The sequence below is a fragment of the Mesorhizobium sp. CNPSo 4670 genome, assembly GCF_057784235.1.
The window spans coordinates 85,328-104,873 of sequence record NZ_JBWJFQ010000008.1; the positions used below are offsets into that span (position 1 = coordinate 85,328).

A 19,546-nucleotide genomic window follows, 5' to 3' on the forward strand; every position below is an offset into this window, starting at 1 on the left:
CAATGTCATCGGCCCGCGGCAGCCAGAATGAGGTCGGCGACCTCCTTGGGATGGGAAACCAGCGACAGGTGGCCCGCATCGATCTCCACCGTCGTCGCATGCATGCGCTTGGCGAGAAACCGTTCGAGATCAGGGTTGATCGTCTTGTCCTGCTTCGACACCGCATAGAACGATGGCTTGGAATGCCATGCAGCCTCGGTGGTTCGTCCGCCGAAGATGGTCGCAGCGGTGGGCTCCTGCACCGCATACAGGATCTTGGCTTGCCGGGGCGCGACACCGTTCGCGAAGTATTTCAGGAATGACTCTTCGGACAATCTGGTGAAGCCATCATTCACCTGGATGCCGGCTCGAACGGGTCCTGCGGGAAACTTTGCGGAAAGAGCGACGAAGTCCTCACCGGCGTCCGGTGCTCGTGCAGCCACATAGACCAGCGATGTGACCTTGGGATCAGTCCCCGTTTCGCTGATGACGGTGCCGGCCCAGGAATGCGCTACCAGCACGGTTGGCCCATCCTGCAGCGCCAGCGCCCGTCGCGTCTCCGCGACCGAGTCTGCCAGCGACGTCAGCGGATTCTGCACCGCGGTTACTCTGAGGCCGGCTGCCTGGAGGAGCGGGATCACCTCGGCCCAGCTCGATCCGTCCGCCCACGCTCCGTGCACGAGCACGACGTTGCGCGCCACGGTATGCGCGGGCTTGGGCGTGGGATTGTCAGCCGCCACGGCGACTCCCGACAGGCCAAGAGTGAGGGCAATTGCGATGGCATTGACGATCTCGCGCACGGGTCTCTTCCTTCCCTTTTTCAAACAATCGAATGCGCCGATGACCGAGATGAAGGCCAGCGATGCGGTAGCAAATCCTGCGGGCTCCGTGGCCTAGGCGTTTGCGGAGGCAGCTCGTTGCGACAATCCCGATTTCGCGGTTCGGCGTCTTTCAGAAACGCCCCTGCCTTTCTCGTCGCGCACGAACGGGCAGGTCCGATGGCGATGTGACGGACGGGCGCGCCAGCCGTCCGCAACGACCGAAGGTCACCAAAAAGGGCGGCGGATCGCTGATGCGACCCACCGCCAGTTCAGGCGCCCGCGGGAGGAGGGGACGGGCGCCTCAGGAGTTCGGCAGAATGGCGCGTGCGCGGAGTGCGTGGGAGCTTCGCCTCCAACGCAACGCTTCGCCACGTGGAAGAGGTTGGGCAGCAAACATTGAGTGAGGGGCAAAGAGCAGGGCCACAAGAAGTCGCGTGGCGGAAAGCTCGTCGCCGGCCGTCGGCAGCGCCAGCATCGCACACTGCCAGATCCGTCCATCGAGTGCCCAGGTCGCCTGTCTTGCTTGCGGCACCTGCTCCGCAACTGCCCGCACACACAGCCGGCGCAGCTGCCCGCGGCTGGGTTGGGGGAGCGCAGACAGCCTGTGACCACCACCGTCCCCGCCACAAAGCGCGTCCAGCGCCGCGCCCCATCTCGCAAACATGAAGTCTGCTCCCCGCTCAAGCACGATTGCTTCGGCAAGATAGGGTTCCAGAACCCCAAACTGCGCCAGGTCGACACTGCCGCTCGCGCCTTCGGTGTCGCGACCGAACCCGTCCGACCACTTGCCTGCGACCCAGCGCGACGCGGCCCGAAGATCGCCGCGGTCCAGCCGCCAGGGATAGGATCGGCATTGGTTATCAAGGCGCGCGAGTTCGACCTCACCCATGATCAAACCGCCTCGGTACGGGAGCGCGAAATGCGAATCGGAATTGCTTTGAAGGAGGGCGTGAAACTCATCGGATCGTGCGAATAGAGCGGCACGAGGGGGTTTGCCTCGGGATAGTAGGCCGCGCAGCTGCCATTCGGGAAGGCATACGGGACGATCCGAAAATTGGACAGGCGGCGTTCAACGCCGTCGGTGGACAGAGTGATCAAGTCGACGCGGTCGTCGGCCTGGAGGCCACGCCTTTCCATCTCCTGTTCGTTGAGGAAGATCACGTCGCGCTGACCGAAGACACCGCGATAGCGGTCGGACATCGAATATATCGTGGTGTTGTACTGATCATGGCTGCGCACCGTCGTCAGCCATAGAGCGTCGAGACTGTCCAGGGGCGGATCCTCGCCGAGGCCGTCGAAGACGAGGAAATTCGCCTTGCCGGAAACTGTCGCCCAGATGCGTTCGCGCGCGTTCGATGTCAGATGGAAGCCGCCCGGGATGCGAATGCGGGCATTGTAACCCTGGAAGATCGGGAACACGTCTTCGATCGCGTCGCGGATAAGGTCGTAGTCGGCGGTGAAGCTTTCCCAGTCGACGACGGAACCTGCACCCAGCGTCGCCCGCGCAATGCCGGCGACGATTGCAGGTTCGCTCATCAGGTGCTCCGACGCCGGAACATTGCGGCCCGCCGACGCGTGCACCATCGACATTGAATCCTCGACCGTGATCGACTGCGGCCCTGTTGCCTGGACGTCGATTTCGGTGCGCCCGAGGCAAGGCAGGATCAGCGCGTCGCGCCCGTGTACCAGATGGCTGCGATTGAGCTTGGTTGACACTTGGACCGTCAGGTCGAGCTTGCGCAAGGCAGCGCGGGTCACCTCCCAGTCGGGAATGGCTGACACGAAGTTGCCGCCGACGGCGAAGAACACTTTCACCTTGCCGTCTTTGATGGCCTCCAGCGCGGTCACGACGTTGTGGCCATGTTCGGACGGCGGCTTGAAGCCGAAGCGGTGCTCAAGCCGTTCGAGAAATTCCTTTGTCGGCGTTTCGGTGATGCCGACCGTGCGATCGCCCTGGACGTTGGAATGGCCGCGTACCGGGCAAAGTCCGGCGCCCTCGCGGCCGATATGACCGCGCAGCAGCGCGAGATTGGCCAGCTGCTGCACGTTTTGTGCTCCCCGCCGGTGCTGCGTGATGCCCATGCCATAGACAATGATCGCTCGTTCGGCCTGCATATAGGCGCGAGCGGCGTATTCGATGTCCTCGCGAGCGAGCCCTGACTGAGAGACGATGTCGTCCCATCGCGTCGCCCGCAGGTCGGCGGCGAGAGCCTCGATACCCGTCGTATGGCCCTTGATGAAATCCCAGTCGAGGATCGCCGGCAGCTCGCCGGCGCGTGCCGCATCGTCTGCTTCCATGAGAACTTTCATGAGCCCCTTGACGACGGCGACGTCGCCGCCGACACGCACCTGATAAAGCTTGGCGCTGATCGGTGTCGACGTAAGGGTTGCCATTTCGACCGGGCTCTGGGGCGACTGGAAGCGCTCCAGGGCGCGCTCGCGGAACGGATTGAAGGCCATGATGGTTGCGCTGCGCCGTGAGGCGTTGCGCAGGCTCGTCATCATGCGAGGGCTGTTCGTGCCCGGATTTTGTCCAAAGATGAAGATGCAGTCCGTCTTGTCAAAATCGGAAAGCAGGCAGGTACCCTTGCCGACGCCGAGCGAGTGCGGCAGGCCGACGCTGGTAGCCTCGTGGCACATGTTCGAGCAATCGGGGAAATTGTTGGTGCCGAACTCTCGCACGAAGAGTTGGTAGAGGAACGCTGCCTCGTTCGAGGTGCGGCCGGATGTGTAGAACTCGGCCATGTTGGGATCCGGCAATCCGTTGAGGTGGCGGGCAATGGTTGCAAAGGCCTCTTCCCAACCGACCCGCACGTAATGGTCGGATGCGGCGTCGTAGGCCATCGGATGGGTCAGGCGTCCGACCATCTCGAGATCGAAATCGCTCCAGCTTGAAAGCTCGGCAACGGTATGGGCGGCGAAAAACTCCGGCGTGCAGCGTTTCGCCGTGGCTTCCCAGGCAACCGCCTTGCCCCCGTTCTCGCAAAATTCGAAGGATGAAGTGTGCTTGGGGTCTGGCCAGGCGCAGCCGGGGCAATCAAATCCCTCCGGCTGGTTCATGCGCCCCAGAGTGGCGGCCCCCTTGATCGGGATTCCCTGCTCGACAAGGTGTTCGCCTAGCGACTTGAGCGCTCCCCATCCGCCGGCCGGGGCATTGTAAGGACGAATGTCATTGGCCATTGGAGACGCCTCTACGAAGAGCTGAAGAATCCTGTGCGGGCAAGAAGCCTTCCGGCAAGCAACATCTTTCCATCGCAGTGCTGCCGCCAGCGATGTCGACTATGTTGCGCCGGCAGCGCTGCGGGGCGGCAACTCTCCCGGAGCTGCCAGCTGAATGGGCCGCGTGTCCGACACACGTGGCGGGTGGCGCCAACCGACGGGATCGCGGTCGAAAGGGCGATCTGCGACATCCCTGCGATTGCCGCAACGCCAGCGATAGGGTGTCTCGCCAACGAAACGTCCGAAGACCGTGGTGAAATGGGCCTGGTTCTGAAAGCCCACGCTCAGCGCCACGTCGACCAGGGTCATCTCGGTCTCGATGAGCATCTGCTTGGCACGGTCAATCCGTCGCCGCAGCAGGAATTCATGCGGGCGAATGCCGGTGGCCGCCCGGAACTGTGCGGCGAAATACATTCGGCTGAGCCCCGCCACTGCTGCCATGTCGGCGAGCGTAATCGTCTCATCGAGATGTGAATCGACGTATTCGACGACGCGCTTCCATCGCCATTTGGACAGGGCGGCCGCAGAGCGTGTCGCCGGCTTATCCGGGTCTGGCTGCGGATCTGAGCGCAGCGTGAGCAAGCGGGTTACGATGGCAAGGCGGACTGCATCGGCATAGAGGTTGCCAAATCCATCATGGCTGTCTTCGGCCGCCTCGAGCGCCCTGGAAAGACGCTGGACGACCGGATCAGAGGAGTGCCGTTCCGGGACCAGTTCGGCAAGGCCTAGGTCCCGAGGCGCGTGGAAAACATTCAGACCGTCGATCGCGCTTTGGCCTGCTTGGGCAAATTGCGCCATGGCCCCACTGGGCGCCGCCGTAGGATCAGGGTCTGCCGCCGCATTTGCATGCATCGTTAGACCGCCGCGACGGGGTTGCGGCATCGCTGCAGCGGACACCGAGAGAACCACATTCATATGAGTGAGGGGGATCGAAATCATGCGGCAGTCTGGCGCCACCGGGTAGGCGCCGTTGCCTGCGTCGAATGGGTCGGACAATGACGAGCCGACTTCAGGCGTTCGAGGCGGGCCGGCGACATGCATAGGTCGGACCATGCCGTCGCGTCGAGGAAGGATGGGCAGATCCTCTGCCGGTTGCCGATCGTAATATTCGGATGCAGACAATGAGTGGAACTGCATTGGGCCCGTGCTCCTCTAGCCTCAGAATTTTCTTCTGCTTGCTGGGCCAAGGTACACGGGTGGGAAATCTGCTCCATTGAATGGCCGTCTGAATGAATCATATCATCAGCTATGCTGCGTATACGATGGTATCTACTATTGGCGGCGGCGCCTTGGGCGCGTCTGGCGATGTCGGCAACCTTGTGCAGGGAGGCCGCCGGTGCCGTGCGACAATGATCCCACCGTGCGGTTGAACCTTGACGCCGCTGTGTAGCCGTACGATTTTCCGACCGGTCCCAGGTCGCGGCATCGCTGCCCGCAAAGCTCAGCTCAGTCAAACCTCTGTATGATTTCGATCTTGGCTCTACGTTTGTATGGTGGCGCCGAGATGAGATCGCGCCGGGCGACGCCGGGCGACACAGTCTCCGGGGGACACCGATGTGCCGAAAATTCCGATGGTTGCCATAGTTGACGACGACGAGGCGGTCCGCACGTCCACCGCGAATCTGATACGTTCCTGCGGCTTTGCCGCGAACCTGTTTGCCTCTGGCGAGGAACTCTTGCGTTCGCCACGGCTCGCCGACGCCTGCTGTGTCATTACCGATGTGCAGATGCCGGAAATGAACGGGTTGGAACTGCAGACGTTGCTCCTGGCACGTGGCCACACCGTTCCGGTGATTCTTATCACGGCCTATCCTGACGAACGGACCCGGCAAAATGCCCTCGCTGCAGGGGCGGCAGGCTTCTTCTACAAGCCTTTTGACGCCGCCGCCATGATCCGGTGCATCGACGATGCGCTGAACTGGCCACGCGAAATCAAGCCGGAATGACCTCTTCGTGGTGAGCCGAGCGCTGCCACCGCCATTGCTTTCGGAGCGAAGTCGCGTGCGTTCCAAATCGGAATTTTGCGTTCGTTCCGGGAAGATTGCCACCAACCTGTGCGGTTGAATTCCAGGCAGGTTTCGGTGATCGCCTGCCTGGCCCCGCTGCACAAGAGGGCGCGACGGCAGAAACATCAGCGGACATGCGCCGATGGGTGGATTGGTGATATTGATGGTGTAGCGCGCGGAAGCCATCCCAGCCCCCTCGGCATTACCGACAGTCGCGACCACGTCTCGCCTGGTGGCGGGGCTTGTTGCCAAATTAATATGCTAAGATGGCGTTGTGCCATTCCTGGGCCGTGCGGAGCAGGAATCGTGAGAGCGGATTGCTATCGTGACAGCAGGTTCCAATCCAGGCCAAACCGCGTCGACCGCTTTCGCGCCGACAGTCTATATCATCGATGATGACGACGCTGTGCGCGATGCCCTGAGTGGGCTGTTCAGATCCGTGGGGCTGCATGTCGAACTGTTCGCCTCCGCCAGCCAATTCCTGCAGGGCAAGCTGCCGGAAACGCCTAGCTGCCTCGTGCTCGATATCCGGTTGCCCGGCGTGAGCGGCCTCGATTTCCAGGCTCATCTTGCAAAGTCGAACATTCAAATGCCCGTCGTCTTCATGACCGGACACGGGGATGTTCCGATGTCGGTGCGCGCGATGAAAGCCGGAGCGATCGATTTTCTGACCAAACCGTTCCGGGACCAGGACATGCTTGATGCGGTCTTCGGCGCGCTCGAAAACGACCGCATAAGGTGGGAATCCGACCAGGAAGCGGCGACGATATCAGCCCTGTACCAAACTTTGACCTCTCGTGAAAAGGAAGTCATGTTCTTCGTGACCAAGGGCCTGATGAACAAGCAGATCGCGGGCGAGATGGGCCTCAGCGAAATTACGGTCAAGATCCATCGCGGGCATCTCATGCGGAAGATGGCGGTGCGAACCTTGCCCGACCTGGTACGGATTGCAGAACGGTTGGGCCTTCGAAGGGCAAATCAATAGCGATGGCAAAGTCGTCATCCGGTATCGCGCGAAAATCTATCGATCCCGCCCGCTCGCTCCAGCGGTTCTCGACCCTCCGCCGTTCGCCGGATATGACCCCGTGACGCCGCGCCGGTGTGGACGGCAGGTGCCTTGGTTCATCATTGAAAATGGTGACGGTTCATTCTTTGCTCACCCTGGTTGGCCTGGCTGCGAGACACCTTCGAGGATCGATCGCAGCTCCTCTCTGCCCCTGGCGATCCGCGACGTCAGCGTCCCCACGGGAATGCCCAGCGCCTTCCTGGCATCGGCATAGGAGAGGCCTTCGACCGCGACAAGCACGAGTGCTGCGCGTCGTTCGGGATTGATCTGCTGAAGCGCCGAGAATACGTCCACGAATACGAGCCTGTCGGCCTGTGGCGACGTCGCGATCGCATCTATCGTTTCTGAGATCGTGGTCACCGCCTGGGCGTGGCGTTTGGCGCGCCGCAACTGGTCGACGAACAGATTGTGCATGATCGTGAGCAGCCAGCGGCGTGGCGTATCGCCGGCCGTCCAGTTCGCCATCCTCGACAGCGCCCGTTCGAGGCTGTCCTGCACAAGGTCGTCGGCGGCATCGCGGTCCCGCAACAGCGCGCGCGCATAACCACGCAGCCGTGGAATCTCCGCGACGATCGCTCGCCTGCGTTCGTCAGTGATCTCGGCCGCCGCGCCGCTTGCCGAAAAAGAAGTGTCAGCCGAGCGAAAACTCGGCTGCGGCAAAACATCGGGCGGAAGTTCGAGTTGTGTCATGTTCGTGGTCATCAGGCGATGCGCAATAGCGGCGATTGCAATTTGTGATCCGGACTGAACTCGGTCGGCCGCGAACCAGACAGCCACAGCCATCCTCTGGTTCGGGACTGCACATCTGGTCTGTCAGGCATGTGCCGGCGCCTTTCCTGGCTCTAGCTGTGTCCAATCGAAGCTGTTCGGCTGGGGTGCTGTCGGCGCAACCATGGCGGACCCGACTGAGGCCTTCTTTTCAAAACGACTACATTCTTTCGCGAAGCAATGTGGGCGGCCCAATGCCGAGGAAGAAGATGTGTTCGCCGGAATGCCGGCATGTCACTCGGCAGGGCCGAGTGACATCCTCGCCGCAGGGGTAGGCACGTCTTCTGCACCGCCCTTCAGGTAGGTCCAATAGAGAGGAAGTCCGGTGAAGAGGAAACCGCCGGCAATGTTGCCCAAGGTCACGGGTATCTGGTTCCAGTACCACCAGTCTGCGAAGCTGATCTTGGCCCCGAGCATCATCCCCATGGGAATGACGAACATGTTGACGACGCAGTGCTCGAAACCGAGCGCGAAGAAGGCGAATATGGGCAACCAGCATCCGACGATCCTGCCGAGGGTGGACTTCGAACTCATCCCCATGACGACGCCGAGGCAGACCATCCAGTTGCAGAGCATGGCCTTGACGAAGACAGTCACCAGTCCGTCGTATCCATACGGCTCATAGGCGATCGTCTTCGCTTCGGCGAGCGCACGCAGATGATCTCCGAGCGCACTCGCCCCAACATTGCCGACATCGGTCAGGACGACAAAGAACAGCCCGGCAAAGATGAGCGAACCGAGCATGTTGCCGACGAAAACCCAGAACCAATTGGCCAACATCCGGCCGACCGTCGTGCGGTGAGCGAGGACGGCCAGGGGTACCAGACCAAAATTCCCGGTCAGGAGTTCGAGGCCAAGGATGATGATGATCGCAAATCCCACCGGGAAGATGAGAGCGCCGACGAGCGCGACATTTGTCTGAAGTGCGCCCTCCAGGGCCATGCTCGTCGCGAAGGCAAGGAGCGCCCCGGAAAGCATGCCGCGGATCAAAAGATCAGGAACGCTGTGAGCGGCTTTAGCGGCGCCGAGATCCACCATTGCCCGCACGATTTCGCGCGGCGAGAGGCTGTCGTTCATGATCGCGATCCTTCCGCGCCGAGCAGGCTGGTTCCACATTTCAGAGCCGCAAGGCGCGGCAACTGCGGTCTGGTTGAAGGGATCGCAACTGTCGTCGTGGCCAGAAAGCGCGCTGCGATACCCATGACGTCTCCCATGCGTTGCCAACCAGGACCGATTGGCAGGCTGATTGTCACTTCAGGGATGAATAGCCGACGGCACTTCGCGGCGACATTCTACGGAGGGTAACCGGATTACGCACTTGATTTAGGCCAGACATTCCTTGGTATGTCTTGTCGGCCAACAACTGGGCGCTCCCTTGGGAGACCGGGTTCGAGAGGTTTCCGCTGTTGAAGCGCTGATCGACTCTGCCATAACAAATCGACCTAAGGGTACACCCGATCCGTAGGACTTAGTTTGAACGTGATACGCGGAGCCGAACAGGCGCTTGCTCGGGCACGCCGTTGCGGCGCGAGCGCTATCGAACGTCTCTCCGAGGGCAGCTGGACGTCTCTTTATGTGACCGACTTCGGCGAGTGGAGTACCCCGCTCGCCCAGCTAGATAATGATGTCGCCGCTGGCAATTCCGTAAATGCCAACGAGGCAACCAATTGCCGCAGCCGCCAACACTATCCATTCTACGCCGACCAACACTTGCTTGTTCTGTTCCCGTCTGACCTGAACATAGAGCAACGTACCGGGTGCGTAGAGAATGGATGACAGCAACAGAAATTTCAGGCCGCCTGCGTAGATCATGAACGCAACATACAATGTGGCAATGCCAGCCAGGATCAAGTCGCGGGATCGCTGTGCCGGTTGGGTTCCATAGGTCTCTCGGCGTAAAGCCAGAAGGAAGCCGTATCCAGCCACGAGCAGGTAAGGAATTAACACCATGGCACTGCTCAGCTTCACCATGAGCGCGAACGCATCTTGCGAGAAAAGCGTGCTTATGACGAAGACTTGAATGACGATATTGGTCAGCCACAGCGCGGCGGCTGGGACGCGGTTGCCATTTTCACGCGCAAAAATCCTTGGCATGTCGCCGCTCTTTGCGGCCGCGAACAGCACCTCGACACAGATCAACGACCACGCGAGATAAGCGCCTAGCACAGAAACAATCAGCCCTACGCTGACGAAAACCGCGCCCCATGTACCGACGACAGCCTCGAGAATGGAAGCCATGGATGGCTGCCTCATTCCCGCGATTTCCGCCTGTGTAAGTACGGCATACGGCAGAAGCGTCACCAGCACCAGCAGGAACAAAACGGCGACAAAACCGACGATCGTCGCCCTGCCGACATCGGAGCGTTCCTTGGCATAGCGAGAATAGACGCTTGCTCCCTCAATCCCAATGAACACAAAGATTGTGACCAGCATGGTCGCTCGGATTTGCTCAAAGAGACCGCTTCGCGATGCCAGCTCTCCGCCCCATAGGTTGCTGACGAAGATGTTCGCCTTGAACGTTCCGGCCAGAATGAAAATGAAGGCAAGGATGGGAATGACTTTTGCGACCGTAACAACGGTGTTGATGACGGCAGCTTCCTTGATCCCGCGCAGGATCGTGAAGTGGAACAGCCAGAGTGCGATCGACGAGACCACAACCGCCGGGACCGTGTCACCATTACCAAAAACCGGGAAGAACGCGCCGAGCGTCGACTTGATCAGAATCCAATATGAGACGTCGGCAATGCAGGCAACCAACCAATAGCCAAACGCAGAAAGGAAACCAGCGTAGTCACCGAAGCCGGCTTTTGCGTAGGCAAAGATGCCGGCATCGAGTTCTGGCTTGCGCTCCGCGAGCGCTTGAAAGACACGAGCCAACGTATACATCCCGGTCCCGGCGATGCACCAGGCAATGATTGCGCCGACTGGTCCGGTGGCGTTGCCGAAGGTACGAGGCAGCGAAAATATGCCGGCGCCGATCATTGATCCGACCACCATCGCCGTTAGCGCCGCGAGCGAAAGCTTCTGCGAGGTCTGGGATGCCATGGCCGCGTCTCGAGCCGGTCGTCAATTGCACAAGCGAAATCCGTCCGAATTGCTAAACCGGTCCAGGTCGCTCACCCGATGCTGCATCGGAGAAAGTCACAAGTCCAGCCGATGTAACTCCACTGCGGCGGTGTATTGCGTCGAGGCTCCGAAATAGAGACGCGATGCACAGGAATGAGACTCTCAGCTAATTTCACGACCGCGCCAAAAGCATAGGGTTTGGTTTGTACTGAAATTCCAGCCCGCTTGTTGGCTCACGGACAGATGATTCCGATCACTCGGGAGAGGCACGTGGCAAGTAAGTCCGAGCAGAAGCTGTCCTTGTTCGCCTTGATCGCAATGGTTGTCGGGTCGATGATCGGGGCCGGCATCTTCAATCTGCCCGGCAGGTTCGCCACCGCGACGGGCCCGTTCGGCGCCATCATCGCCTGGGCGATAGCCGGAACCGGCATGTACATGCTGGCCCGGGTGTTCCAGGCGCTGGCCGAGAAGAAACCCGATATCGATTCCGGCGTCTTCGCCTATGCCAAGGCGGGCTTCGGCGACTATATGGGCTTCCTCTCGGCGTTCGGCTATTGGCTCGGAAGCTGCCTCGGAAACGTCTTCTACTGGGTGCTGATCGGATCGACGCTCGGACGCTTTTTCCCGGAGATTTTCGGGGATGGCAGCACCGCGACCGCGATCATCGTCTCGCTGGTTGGCATCTGGGCCTTCCATTTCATGATCCTGCGCGGCGTCGAGCAGGCCACCTTCATCAATAGCGTCGTGACGGTCGCCAAGATCGTACCGATCATAGTGGCGATCCTCGCCATGGCATTCGCGTTCAACTACACGCAATTCTCCGAGAACTTTCTCGGCGGCGTGGGCATGCCGGAAAAGACCCTGCTGGCGCAGGTGCGCGACACCATGCTGATCACCGTTTTCGTGTTCCTCGGCATCGAGGGGGCGAGCGTGTATTCGCGCTTCGCCGAGAAGCGTTCGGATGTCGGCACCGCCACCATTCTGGGTTTTGTCGGCGTCACCGGCCTGATGGTGGCCATCACCCTTCTGCCCTACGCCACGGCTACGCGTGCGGCCATCGCCGGAGTCCAACAGCCCTCGCTTGCCGGCGCGCTCGAACTGGTCGTGGGCCATTGGGGCGCGGTGTTCATTTCCATCGGCGTGCTGGTGTCAGTGCTCGGCGCCTATCTCGCCTGGTCGCTGATCTGCGCCGAGGTGCTGTTTGCCGCAGCGAAGTCGCAGGACATGCCCAAGCTTTTCGCGGCGCAGAACGGCAACCGGGTTCCCGCCAACGCGCTTTGGCTGACCAATATCGTCGTCTCGCTATTCGTCATCTCAACCTTCTGGTCGCGTGACGCCTTCAACGTCATGCTCGACATGACAAGCGTGACGGCGCTGCTGCCCTACTTGCTGGTCGCGGGCTATGGCGTGCTGATCGCACGCCGCGGCGAGGGGTACGAGACCTCGCCCGGCGAGCGCGGGCGCGACCAGTTATTCGCCTGGATCGCCGTCGTCTACACGCTTGTCATGTTTGTGGCCGCCGGCTTGAAATACGTCCTGCTGGTGGCGGTGCTCTTCGTGCCGGGAACCGTCCTCTACCTCTGGGCGCGGCGCGAGCAGAACGCGCGGTTCTTCACATCGGTCGAACTCATCATCTTCGCCGTCACACTGGTCGCTGGACTCGCCGGTTTCGTCGGCCTGTTGACCGGCGCCATTACACCTTGACGAGAAAGGCACAAGCCATGGCGATGGAAACGAAATTCGGCGTGCATTCCGAAGTCGGGCAGCTTCGCAAGGTCATGGTCTGCGCGCCCGGCCGCGCCCATCAGCGCCTGACGCCCACCAACTGCGACGAACTGCTGTTCGATGACGTGCTGTGGGTCGACAACGCCAAGCGCGACCATTTCGACTTCATGACCAAGATGCGCGATCGCGGCGTCGAGGTGTTGGAGATGCATAACCTCCTCGCCGAAACTGTCGCCGTCCCCGAGGCGAAGAAATGGATCCTCGACAATCAGGTGGTGCCGAACCAGATCGGCCTCGGCCTCGTCGACGAGGTGCGCTCCTATCTGGAGGGGCTCTCCAACCGCGATCTGGCGGAGACGCTGATCGGTGGTCTCTCGACCCATGAATTCCCCGAATCCATCGGCGGCGAACAGCTCGAGCTGATCCGTGACGCGGCCGGGGTGAACGAGTATCTACTGCCGCCGCTGCCGAACACGCTCTACACCCGCGACACCACCTGCTGGATCTATGGCGGCGTTACGCAGAACCCGCTCTACTGGCCGGCGCGGCATGAGGAAACCATCCTCACCACCTCGATCTACAAGTTCCATCCCGACTTCGCCGGCAACGTCAACGTGTGGTGGGGCGACCCGACCAAGGATTGGGGCCTCGCCACGCTCGAGGGCGGCGACGTCATGCCGATCGGCAAGGGGAATGTTCTGATCGGCATGAGCGAGCGCACTTCGCGTCAGGCCATCAGCCAGCTCGCTGCGACGCTGTTCGAGAAGGGCGCGGCCGAGCGCGTCATCGTCGCGGCGATGCCGAAACTGCGCGCGGCGATGCATCTCGACACGGTGTTCACCTTTGCCGACCGCGACTGTGTGCTGCTCTACCCCGATATCGTCAATGGCATCGAGGCGTTCTCCTACCGGCCGGACGGCAAGGGCGGCGTCGAACTGCACAAGGACAAAGGCACCTTCGTCGAGACGGTGCGCGACTCGCTCAGCCTCAAAAAGATGCGTGTTGTCGAGACCGGCGGCAATGCCTACGTCCGCGAGCGCACCCAATGGGATAGTGGCGCAAATCTGGTCTGTGCATCGCCGGGCGTCGTGTACGCCTATGACCGCAACACCTATACAAACACGCTGCTGCGAAAGGAGGGCATAGAGGTCATTACCATCATCGGCGCGGAACTAGGCCGCGGTCGTGGCGGCGGCCACTGCATGACCTGTCCGATAATCCGTGATCCGGTGGATTACTGACAAGAGAGCGTTCTCGGAGATCGGAGATGGGCGCCGCTCCTGCAGCAATTCCGGTTAGGCAATCGACGATGAGCGGCGCATCCACGAGCGGAACCGATCACCAGCATCAAGCGGACTCCCTGCGTTCCAAATGGGGTTGGTTTTTGGCGCTGGGCATCGGCCTGGCGTCGGCTGGAGTGCTGGCCGTCGCGTTGCCCGTGGTTTCCACATTCGCTGCAAGCGTTGTCCTTGGAATCGTCCTTTCGCTCGCGGGCATTGTGAAGATGGTTCAATCCCTGCGAGTCAAGGAGTGGAGCGGATTCATCTGGCAAGAGCTCACGGGCGCGGTCGAGTTGGTCGGCGGCATCCTAATATACTTCAATCCCTTCAAGGGCGCTCTCGCGATCACGCTTCTGATCGCCTTGGTATTTCTGGTGCAGGGCATCCTGCAAGTCGCCCTCGCGTTCCGGGTGCGCGATCAAGATGGTTGGCATTGGTTCGGAGTATCGGGCCTGGTCGCCCTTGCCGCTAGTGCGACGCTTGCATTGAAGTTGCCCTATACCAGCATTTACACACCAGGTACGATCGCTGGCATTTCCCTCCTTGTCGCTGGCGGCGCCTACATTGCCATTGCTCTGACGATGCGTAGAGCCCGGTCATGAAGGCGCCGTGCGAAACGTCCGAGCGACATCGTCCGGTCGCGAGGCGGCGGTGGATCAGCCGCGCTTCCTGGGCATGCTTGATGGCTGCTTGCTTGGGCGGCGCCGAACCACCTTTCATCAGTTCGATTTCATTCGCCCAGCAGCCTGGCGGAAGGCAGGCGCCGCCGCCCGCTGTCGTCGTCGAGAAGATCGAGGTTCAGCGGGTCAGCACTCCCGTGCAGTTTACCGGCCGCGTGGAAGCGATAGAGGCAGTCGACATCCGGGCGCGTGTCACAGGCTTTCTGCACTCCGTCGATTTCAACGGTGGACAAGCGGTAAAGGCTGGGGAAACGCTGTTCGAGATTGAGCCGGATCAACTTAATGTCCTGGTTGCGTCGGCACGGGCGCAGGTGGCGCGTGCTGAGGCAACACGAATATCGGCCGAACGGAGCCTGGCGCGCAACCAGGATCTGTTCGCCCGAAGAACGATCTCGCAGGCCGCTCTAGACGAGGTCCAGGCGACATTTGATGTCGCTGCCGCGGACGTGCAGGTTGCTCAGGCGTCCCTGGCTACCGCCGAACTCAACCTGTCCTATGCTCGTATCACGGCTCCGATCTCCGGCAACATCGGCCGCGCGACGTTCACGACGGGCAATCTGGTCGGATCGGATTCCGGTTCGCTGGCACGCATAGTCGGCCTGGACACGGTCCGCGTGGCTTTCGCAGTGACCGAAGGGTTGCTTGTGACGATCCGGCAGCAGGAGGCGAGCGGCAGCAACGTCGATCCGGGCACGTTGAAGCTTTCGCTGCGTCTTGCCAACGGGACGGACTACGACACGCCTGGCCGAATCGAATTTATCGAGAACGAGATCGACCCGCAGACCGGGACGGTCGCGGCCCGCGCAGTTTTCCCCAATCCTCGCCATATCCTTCTGCCGGGACAGTTCGTCACCCTGTACGTGCGGGAGAAAGACGCGCCCCGCTTGCCGGTAGTACCTCAGACAGCCGTGCTGCAGGATCGCGAGGGGCGCTTCGTCTATCTGCTCGGCAAGAGCAACACCGTCTCGCAACGGCGCATCGACACGGGCGCACGCGTCGACAATGGCTGGGCGGTCACCATTGGCCTCAGCGGCGGCGAGCAGGTTGTCGTTCAGGGAATCCAGCGTCTTGTCGAAGGCATGACGGTTCAGCCGAGCCAAGGCCAGCCCGTTGGCGATGGCCCATGATCTCCGATCTCTTCATCACCCGGACCCGGCTGGCGATCGTCTTGTCAATCGTCATTTCGATTGCAGGCGCGATCGCCATTTTTTCGCTGCCGGTGCAGCAATATCCAGAGATCACGCCGCCCACCGTCAGCGTCTCGGCCATCTATCCCGGCGCGAGCGCGGAAGTAATAGCCGATGTCGTCGGTGGGCCTCTGGAGACGGCCATCAATGGCGTCCCCAACATGATGTACATGTCGTCGACAAGTTCGAATGCCGGGCAATATTCGCTGTCCGTGACGTTTGAAGTCGGCACAGATCCAGACATTGCGCAGGTCAATGTGCAGAACAGGGCGCAACTGGCGATTTCTCAATTGCCGGTCGCGGTCACCCAGCAAGGCGTGTCGGTGCGGTCGAGATCGCCCGATTTCGTGCTCGGCATCGCCTTCTATTCTCCGGACAGCAAGCTCGACGTGCTGCAGATCACCAATTTCACCTCGACAACGATCGCCGATGCGCTCTCGCGTGTCACCGGTGTCGGTGAGGCTTCTGTCGTCGGCGCGTCCGAATACTCGATGCGCATATGGATGGATCCGGCACGCATGGATGCGCTCGGCATAACTGCCGATGACGTGGCCACCGCCATTCAGCGGCAGAACATCCAGGCCTCGCTTGGCCAGGCCGGGGCTCCACCTGCGCGGGAAGGCACCGAGCTGCAATATACGCTCGTGGCCCGCGGCCGCCTCATGAGCACGGATGAATTCGGGGCCATCGTCGTGCGCACCGGCGGGGCCGGAGCGATCGTGCGGTTGCACGACATCGCCCGCATCGAACTCGGCGCGCGCAATTATTCATCGAGCGCGAGCTTCGCCGGGCATGACACGGCGATGCTTCAGATAAACCAGGCGCCGGGAGCCAACGCGATCCAGACCGCCAACGCCGTGCTCGCCGAGCTACAGCGTCTTGCGCCCACGTTTCCGCCCGGCCTCCAATACCAGGTCGTCTACGATGCGACACGGTTCGTCCGTACGAGCCTCTCGCTCATCGTGCGGATCCTCGGCGAGGCTTTCCTGATCGTTCTCGTCGTCACCTACCTGTTCTTGCAGGACTGGCGCGCCACCCTGGTCTCGGCGCTGGCCATGCCCGTCGCAATGCTGGGCGCCATCGCCATCCTGCTGGCGTTCGGATATTCGATAAACTCGATCTCGCTGCTAGCCCTGGTGCTGGCGATCGGACTGGTCGCCGACGATGCCATCCTTGTCGTCGAGAACGTCAAGCATGTCATGGAGGAAGACCCCGCGGTCGAAACGGCGGCGGCCGCCCGCAAGGCGATGGGGCAGATCACGGGTCCGATCATTTCCACCACGCTCGTCCTCCTCGCCGTGGTGATCCCGACAGCTTTCCTATCCGGCATAAGCGGTCAGCTCTATCGTCAGTTCGCGGTCACCTTGTCGGCGGCGCTGGTTATCTCGTCCGTAGTCGGCCTCACGCTCAGCCCGGCACTCAGCGCGATCCTGCTGAGGCGCGGCAAGACCGGATACCGGCGCGGTCCGCTTGGCTGGTTCGCCCGCTTCATGAACGCGACGCGTGTCGGCTATGGTCGGCTGGTCGGTTTCCTGGTGCGCCTGTGGATCATACCTCTCGCCGCACTCGCCGCCTGCTTCCTGGGCGCGTACCTGCTGTTCAGCGGTCTCCCCTCCACCTTCCTCCCGGACGAGGACCAGGGTGCCCTGTTTGTCGATATCCAGCTTCCCAACGCCGCCTCGCTCGATCGCACGCGGGCGATTGTCGGCGAGGTTCAACGGACTCTGTTGGCAACGAAAGGCGTCGAAAACGTTATTTCGGTCGCAGGCTTCAGCATCGTGCAGGGGACACAATCTCCCAACGGAGCGATGGTGGTTGCGGCGCTGGACCCTTGGGATCAGCGCAACACGCCGGATCTGCGGCTGGACGCCATCCTCGCAAGATTGCGCGCACAATTCGCAACCATTCCGGGCGCCAATGTTGCAGTCTTTTCACCACCGGCCATTTCCGGCATCGGGGCGGTCGGTGGCCTCGATCTGCGCCTCCAGGCTTTGCAGGGCCAGCCGCCGGAAGAGATCGCGGCGGTGGTACGTGCATTCGTTACGGCGATCAACCAGGCGCCGGAAATCGGCGGTGTGGCGACTACCTTCAGCGCCGACGTGCCGCAGATTTATGTCGATGTCGACCGGACCCGCGCCGAAGCGCTTGGAGTGAGCGTGTCCGACATCTATTCGACGATCGGCGCCAGCTTCGGGTCGCGTTACGTGAACGATTTCACGCTGCAGGGGCGAGTCTTCCAGGTCAACCTGCAGGCTGACGCCGAGCATCGCGGGGACGCCGAGGATATCCTCAATCTCCATGTTCGCAGCCGGACGGGCGCGATGGTGCCGCTCAGGGCGGTGGTATCGACCAGCAGGGTGCTCGCGCCCTTCGTCATCTCCCGCTACAACCTCTCGGTAGCGGCACAGATCAACGGCCAAGTCGCGCCAGGCGGCAGTTCCGGAGCGGCGATGGATGCCATCGAACGCGTCGCGGCCGAGGCGCTGCCGGCCGGCTATGGCTACGAGTGGTCCGGCCTGTCGTTCCAGGAACGGCGCAGCGCCGGACAGGAGACCATGATCTTCGGACTGGCCTTCCTGTTCGCCTATCTGTTCTTGGTAGCGCAGTACGAAAGCTGGATGCTTCCAATCGCCGTAATTCTGTCCCTTGGAGCCGCCTTGTTCGGCGCCACTGGGGCGCTCATGCTTTTCGGACTGCAAAACAGTCTTTATGTGCAGATCGCCATCGTGCTGCTCATCGGGCTGGCGTCGAAGAACGCCATCCTGATCGTCGAATTCGCCAAGGAACGTCGCGAGGAGGGGCAACCGATCGCCGAAGCGGCAAGACTTGGCGCCGAGCAGCGCTTCCGTGCCGTGATGATGACTGCTCTCTCTTTCATTCTGGGCATTATTCCACTGGCGGTGTCCACCGGCGCCGGAGCCGGCGCGCGCCAGGCGGTGGGCGTCACGATCTTTGGCGGCATGCTGGCCGCAACGACGATCGGCCTTTTCATCATCCCGGCCCTATTCGCGGCGATCCAGCATATTGCGGAATGGGCCCCTGTCCGGACGAAGGCAGGGATCGACACCAATGACGGAGTCCAGCAATCGAGGAGGAAGCCATGACTGCTTATGAGAATGGAACCGCGTCGACTTTGCCACCCACATCGGTTCGTCTTCTCCTTGGCCTCGTGCTGATTGTCGGGGGCATATTCGTCTTGGGTGACGTGGCGCTGGCTACCGTGATCAGCGCCATTGTCATTGGTGTTACGGCCATCGTCGTGGGTGCGTTCGAGATGATGCACGCCTTCTGGATGAAGGGATGGGGCGGCTTCATATGGCAATTCCTCCTCGGCATCCTGTATATTGTTTTTGGTGCCATGGTGGTGAGGCAGCCTGTGTCAGGCGCCCTTGTCCTGACCTACGTCCTCGGACTGCTGCTTGTGGCCTCGGGTATCATGCGCCTCTTTGTCGGCGTCAGGCACTGGAGCGACGTCGGCTGGGCGATGGTTCTGTCCGGAACATTCGGATTTCTGGCCGGACTTGTTATCCTGACTGGATGGCCCACGACCGGCCTTTGGGTGCTTGGATTCTTGCTGGGTATCGACCTCATTTCGCATGGCATTGCCTGGCTGACAAACGGCTGGGTATCTGCGGCCAAGACAGCGTGAATTCTCACGGCGGCCGGGCTCGCCGATTTGCTTGATCGCTGCGCGGTGCTGCGTTGCGGAGCCGCGGATCGGTCCGTCAATACAGATGGTGTTCGCACTG

The 19,546-nt window shown here is 61.4% G+C and carries 15 protein-coding genes; 8 read left to right on the top strand and 7 right to left on the bottom strand.

Annotation, left to right across the window (positions count from 1 at the left end; translation table 11 throughout):
- Positions 1 to 5: 5 nt before the first annotated feature.
- The 4 genes from AC0ZT5_RS15505 to AC0ZT5_RS15520 all read right to left on the bottom strand — a co-directional run bounded on the left by AC0ZT5_RS15505 (position 6) and on the right by AC0ZT5_RS15520 (position 5,156).
- Complete coding sequence (locus AC0ZT5_RS15505) at positions 6 to 734, bottom strand: alpha/beta fold hydrolase (protein ID WP_425352318.1); 729 nt, start codon at positions 732 to 734, stop codon at positions 6 to 8.
- A gap of 367 nt (positions 735 to 1,101) precedes the next feature.
- Entirely contained in the window at positions 1,102 to 1,689 is a 588-nt protein-coding gene (locus AC0ZT5_RS15510; protein ID WP_488497141.1) for a hypothetical protein, read from the bottom strand.
- 2 nt (positions 1,690 to 1,691) lie between these two features.
- A complete protein-coding gene (locus AC0ZT5_RS15515; protein WP_488497142.1) occupies positions 1,692 to 3,980 on the bottom strand; it encodes an FdhF/YdeP family oxidoreductase in 2,289 nt (762 codons plus the stop codon).
- 99 nt (positions 3,981 to 4,079) lie between these two features.
- Positions 4,080 to 5,156: a helix-turn-helix transcriptional regulator gene (locus AC0ZT5_RS15520; protein ID WP_488497143.1), complete on the bottom strand. Its 1,077-nt coding sequence runs from the start codon at positions 5,154 to 5,156 to the stop codon at positions 4,080 to 4,082.
- A gap of 419 nt (positions 5,157 to 5,575) precedes the next feature.
- Here AC0ZT5_RS15520 and AC0ZT5_RS15525 point away from each other — a divergent pair, with 419 nt between their 5' ends.
- Positions 5,576 to 5,965, top strand: coding sequence for a response regulator transcription factor (locus tag AC0ZT5_RS15525; RefSeq protein WP_478349459.1), 390 nt, complete (start codon positions 5,576 to 5,578; stop codon positions 5,963 to 5,965).
- 385 nt (positions 5,966 to 6,350) lie between these two features.
- Positions 6,351 to 7,010: a response regulator transcription factor gene (locus tag AC0ZT5_RS15530; protein WP_488497144.1), complete on the top strand. Its 660-nt coding sequence runs from the start codon at positions 6,351 to 6,353 to the stop codon at positions 7,008 to 7,010.
- Between the two features lie 171 nt (positions 7,011 to 7,181).
- Here AC0ZT5_RS15530 and AC0ZT5_RS15535 read toward each other — a convergent pair whose 3' ends face one another.
- The 3 genes from AC0ZT5_RS15535 to AC0ZT5_RS15545 all read right to left on the bottom strand — a co-directional run bounded on the left by AC0ZT5_RS15535 (position 7,182) and on the right by AC0ZT5_RS15545 (position 10,904).
- Positions 7,182 to 7,793 (bottom strand): sigma-70 family RNA polymerase sigma factor, encoded by a 612-nt coding sequence (locus AC0ZT5_RS15535; RefSeq protein ID WP_488497145.1) that lies wholly within the window; start codon positions 7,791 to 7,793, stop codon positions 7,182 to 7,184.
- Positions 7,794 to 8,093: 300 nt separating this feature from the next.
- A complete protein-coding gene (locus tag AC0ZT5_RS15540; protein ID WP_488497146.1) occupies positions 8,094 to 8,936 on the bottom strand; it encodes a formate/nitrite transporter family protein in 843 nt (280 codons plus the stop codon).
- A 537-nt stretch (positions 8,937 to 9,473) separates the two neighbouring features.
- On the bottom strand, positions 9,474 to 10,904 hold the full coding sequence (locus AC0ZT5_RS15545; RefSeq protein WP_488497147.1) for a basic amino acid/polyamine antiporter: 1,431 nt from the start codon (positions 10,902 to 10,904) through the stop codon (positions 9,474 to 9,476).
- Positions 10,905 to 11,195: 291 nt separating this feature from the next.
- Between AC0ZT5_RS15545 and AC0ZT5_RS15550 the strand changes: the two genes are divergently transcribed.
- The 6 genes from AC0ZT5_RS15550 to AC0ZT5_RS15575 all read left to right on the top strand — a co-directional run bounded on the left by AC0ZT5_RS15550 (position 11,196) and on the right by AC0ZT5_RS15575 (position 19,446).
- Entirely contained in the window at positions 11,196 to 12,629 is a 1,434-nt protein-coding gene (locus AC0ZT5_RS15550) for a basic amino acid/polyamine antiporter (RefSeq protein WP_488497148.1), read from the top strand.
- 17 nt (positions 12,630 to 12,646) lie between these two features.
- The gene (locus AC0ZT5_RS15555; RefSeq protein ID WP_488497149.1) at positions 12,647 to 13,891 is read left to right on the top strand and encodes an arginine deiminase; all 1,245 of its coding nucleotides are present in this window, start codon (positions 12,647 to 12,649) and stop codon (positions 13,889 to 13,891) included.
- 26 nt (positions 13,892 to 13,917) lie between these two features.
- Positions 13,918 to 14,532: an HdeD family acid-resistance protein gene (locus AC0ZT5_RS15560; protein WP_488497150.1), complete on the top strand. Its 615-nt coding sequence runs from the start codon at positions 13,918 to 13,920 to the stop codon at positions 14,530 to 14,532.
- A 92-nt stretch (positions 14,533 to 14,624) separates the two neighbouring features.
- On the top strand, positions 14,625 to 15,737 hold the full coding sequence (locus AC0ZT5_RS15565) for an efflux RND transporter periplasmic adaptor subunit (protein ID WP_488497151.1): 1,113 nt from the start codon (positions 14,625 to 14,627) through the stop codon (positions 15,735 to 15,737).
- Complete coding sequence (locus AC0ZT5_RS15570) at positions 15,734 to 18,901, top strand: efflux RND transporter permease subunit (protein ID WP_488497152.1); 3,168 nt, start codon at positions 15,734 to 15,736, stop codon at positions 18,899 to 18,901. The genes AC0ZT5_RS15565 and AC0ZT5_RS15570 overlap by 4 nt, the downstream gene beginning before the upstream one ends.
- On the top strand, positions 18,898 to 19,446 hold the full coding sequence (locus AC0ZT5_RS15575; RefSeq protein WP_488497153.1) for an HdeD family acid-resistance protein: 549 nt from the start codon (positions 18,898 to 18,900) through the stop codon (positions 19,444 to 19,446). Before AC0ZT5_RS15570 ends, AC0ZT5_RS15575 begins: the two co-directional genes overlap by 4 nt.
- Positions 19,447 to 19,546: the final 100 nt, after the last annotated feature.